The organism is Rhizobacter sp. P2_H2, from assembly GCF_056403375.1.
In genome coordinates this window covers 1-3,935 of sequence record NZ_JBFUFP010000487.1, presented here as the reverse complement: position 1 = coordinate 3,935, position 3,935 = coordinate 1, and the positions used below count along the sequence as shown (strand labels likewise).

Below are 3,935 nucleotides of genomic sequence, written 5' to 3'. Positions count from 1 at the left end.
CGTCAACGACTACCTGCGCGAGGCGAGCGGGGCCGAATTCACCGCGAAGAACTTCCGCACCTGGCATGCGAGCGTGCATGCGCTGGCGCTGCTGGGCGAACTGCCCGGCGAGCGGACCGAAGAGAAGCGAGAGGACGAAGGCTTCACGCGCCGCGAGCTGAACGACGTGCTGGCCGACGTGGCGCAGCGGCTGGGCAACACGGTGGCGGTATGCCGCAAGTCGTACGTGCACCCGCGGGTGCTCGAGGCGACGCCGGCGCGGCTGCGCAGCGCGGCCGAGCGGCTCGCCGCCTTGCGCCGGCGCCGCGGCTGGTCGGTGGCCGAGCGGCAGCTGGTCGCCTACCTCACCGGCGCCTGATCCCCTGCAACCCCCGAAAGGGCGTCCGGGCGCGCCCGGGGCGCTCGTCATAATCGCCGCCACAAGGACAGCGGTGGAGGGCCGATGAACTTCGTCTATGCGGTACTGGGCGGCCTGGTGGGCCTGGCGCTCGGCGGGCCGGCCGGTGGGCTGGTGATGCTGATCGTGACGCCGCTCGTGGTGTGGCAGATCCGCAAGTCGAAGCAGGCCGAGGCGGCAGCGCCGGCCGAGGAGGCCTGGCCCGGGATGCCGGACGAGGCGGCGATGCCGCAGGGCGCAGCGCCGATGATCGCCCCAGCAGCGCCGGATCTCGCGCAGCGCGTCGCGGCGCTGGAGCACGAGGTGAGCGCACTGCGGCTGCAGGTGCAGCGGCTGTCGGCTGGCGCGGTGACCGCCAGCGTGGAACCTGTCCCGGCGGCGGTGCCGGACACCGTCCTCGAACTCGATCTCGAACCGGTCCTCGAACCCCGGCCCGTGCCGAGTGCGGCCGCATCGATCGAACCCGCGGTCGCGTCGATCGCGGTGCCGGTCCCCGAACCCGTCCCCGCGCCGGTCCTCGAGCCTGCGGTGGCGACAGCCGCCGAGGAGCCCGCGGCACCCGCCCCGTGGACCGAGCCATCGCGCACGACCCCGCCGCCGCCGCCCATCGAACCCACGCTGCCGCTGCGCGACCGCCTGCCGCCGTTCCTCGCGCGCTGGATCTTCGGCGGCAACACCATCGTCAAGGTGGGCGTGCTGATCCTGTTCCTGGGCCTCGCGTTCCTGCTGCGCTATGTGGCCGAGCGCGCGACCCTGCCGGTCGAGTTCCGCTACGCCGGCGTCGCGTTGGTCGGGGTCGTGATGCTGGTGCTCGGCTGGCGCCTGCGTGACCGGCGCGATGCCGCCGGCGGCCAGGGCTACGGGCTGATCCTGCAGGGCGCCGGCATCGGCGTGTTCTACCTGACGGCGCTGGCGGCCTTGCGCCTGAACGGCTTGCTGCCGCCGGGCGCTGCCTTCGCGGTGATGGCGGTCGTCGCGGTGCTGGGTGCCGCGCTCGCGGTGCTGCAGAACGCGCCGTGGCTCGCCTACGTCTCAGTGGCCGAGGGCTTCCTCGCGCCGGTGCTGGTCTCCACCGGCGGCGGCAACCACATCGCGCTGTTCAGCTACCTCGCGGTGCTCGACGTCGGCATCTTCCTGATGGCATGGCACAAGGCGTGGCGGCCGCTGAACCTGATCGGCGCGGTCGGCACCTTCACGCTGGCCGGCGCCTGGGCGCAGGCGCACTACACCGACGCGCTGTACGCATCGACGCAGGCCTTCCTGCTGCTGTTCTTCGTGCTGTTCACCGCGATCGGCGTGCTGTTCGCGCGGCGCGCGCTGGCGCTGGGCGACGACCCTGCCGTGACCGATCCGCTGGCGCAGCGCGCGCGGCAGGCGCTGCAGCAGGTCGGGCGCGTCGACAGCGCGCTGGTGTTCGGCGTGCCGCTGGCGGCCTTCGGCCTGCAGTACCTGATGGTGAAGGACACCGAATGGGGCGCGGCCTGGTCGGCGCTCGGCTTCGCGTTCTTCTACCTCGTGATCGGCGGCGCGTTGCTGCGCAGTGCGCGCATCCGCTATGCGCTGCTCGGCGAGGCGCATGTGATCGTCGGCGTGATCTTCGCCACGCTCGCGATCCCGCTAGCCCTGGAGGGCGCGTGGACCGGTGCCACCTGGGCCGTGGAGGCGGCCGGCATGTTCTGGCTCGGCGTGCGCCAGCATCGGCTCTACACCCGCGCGTTCGCGCTCGCGGTGCTGGCCGGCGCGGTGGTGCGGCTGGTGAGTGCGTTGTCGCTCGACCTCACGCCAGGCACGCCGCTGATCGACGGCTCGCTGATCGGCGTGCTGCTGATGCTGGGCAGCGTGCTCGCGATGTGGCGCGTGCATCACCGTCATCCGGCGGCGCAGCGTGCCGGATGGGAGCAGGGCAACGACATCGCGCTCCCCTGGCTCGCGGCCGGTGCGACGGCGCTGCTCGGATGGATGGTGCTGGTGCCGCTGTGGGCCTCGGTCGCGACCGCCTTGCTGGCGTTGGTGCTGGCGACGCTCGGCCACCGCTTTGCGCTGCGCGTGCTGATGGCCTGCGCGGGGGCCTTGCACCTGGTCGCGTTGGCGGGGCTGGCGGCTTCGCTGCACCTCGATCCGCTGGACGCGCCGCGCGACGGGTGGCCAGKGTTGGTCGCGGCCTTGCTGGTGGGTGGCAGCCTGCTCGCGACCGCGTGGCTGGAGCTGCGTGCTCAATTGCGGGCCATGGACGAGCGTGACGCGCTGCCGCAATGGTCGCTGGCGAGCGGCACCGCGTTGCTCGCCGGGCTGGCGGTGGTCGCGCTGGGGCTGCTGTGCGTGCTGCCGGCAGAACGCGCGGCGCTGGTGTGGCCGTGGCTGGGTGTCGGTGCCCTGTGGCTCGGCCTGCGCATCGCGCACCCGGCGCTGGCGTTCGGCTGGCTGCTGCTGGAGGTGGCTGCTGCCGTGGCGACGCTGGCCTTCGGGCCGGACCTGCTGGCGCATGCGCCGTTCGGCGGTTTGCGCCTGGGGCTGCCGCTGGGCCTCGCGCTGACCGGCTTGCTGGCCGGCGACGCGTTGCAACGCGCGGCGCGGCCGGAATCGAACGCGGCCCTCGCGTGGACGCGGCAGGCGGTCGTGCAATGGGGCATCGTCGGCTGGTCGCTGCTGTGGTGGGGGCTGATGCTGGTGCCGCAGGTGCTGCACCTGCTGCGCGACGCCGATGCGCGGGACGGCTGGCCGGCGGCGCTGGTCGGCTGCGTGGTCGCGAGCTCGGTGCTGGCGACGATGCTCGCGGCGTGGCGCCAGTGGCGCGTGCTCGGGCAGGCCACCGCGCTGACGCTGCCGTCGCTGGTGGTGATCGCGCTCGGCATGGCGGCGTTCGACATCACGCCGTCGGCCCACCTGGGCTGGCTGGCGTGGCCGGTGGCGTTGTTGTGGCATGTGCTGCTGCTGCGCCGGCAGGCGGCGTGGCTCGGCGGCTGGCCGCTGCAGGCGGTGCACGTGCTCGGGCTGTGGCTGTTCGTCGGTGTGGCGGCGGGCGAGCTGGCGGTGCATCTGTTCGACGCGGGGGAACCCGGTTCGGCCTGGCGCGTGCTCGGCTGGGTGCCGGTGATCGCCGCCGCGGTGTTCGCGCTGACGCGGCCGGCGGTGCTGCGCCGCTGGCCGGTGGCCGATTTCCGCGAGGCCTACCTGGTGGTCGGTGCGGCGCCGCTCGCGCTCGGCCTGCTGCTGTGGGTGTGGGGCGCGAACGCGCACGACGGCACGGCCGCGCCGCTGCCGTACCTGCCGCTGCTGAACCCGCTGGAGATCGGCCAGTGCCTCGCGCTGCTGGTGCTGGCGCTGTGGCTGCGCGCGCTGCCGCAGCCGGTGCGCGAGCGCGTGCCGCCGGCGGCCGTGCTGGGCGTGCTCGGCCTGAGCGCCTTCGCGGTCTACACCGGGCTGGTGCTGCGCCTGGCCCACCACGCGGCCGATGTGCCGTGGGACGAGGCTTCGCTGTTCGCGTCGACGCTGACGCAGGCGATGCTGTCGGTGGCCTGGTCGCTGGTCGGCGTCGGGC

At 73.8% G+C, this 3,935-nt stretch carries 1 protein-coding gene and 1 pseudogene; both read left to right on the top strand.

Annotation, left to right across the window (positions count from 1 at the left end; genetic code table 11):
- A pseudogene (locus AC1D15_RS20900) lies at nucleotides 1-358 on the top strand (DNA topoisomerase IB); the annotation flags it as partial.
- Nucleotides 359-442: 84 nt separating this feature from the next.
- A partial coding sequence (locus tag AC1D15_RS20895; RefSeq protein WP_477827476.1) for a DUF2339 domain-containing protein occupies nucleotides 443-3,935 on the top strand: 3,493 nt, incomplete at its 3' end.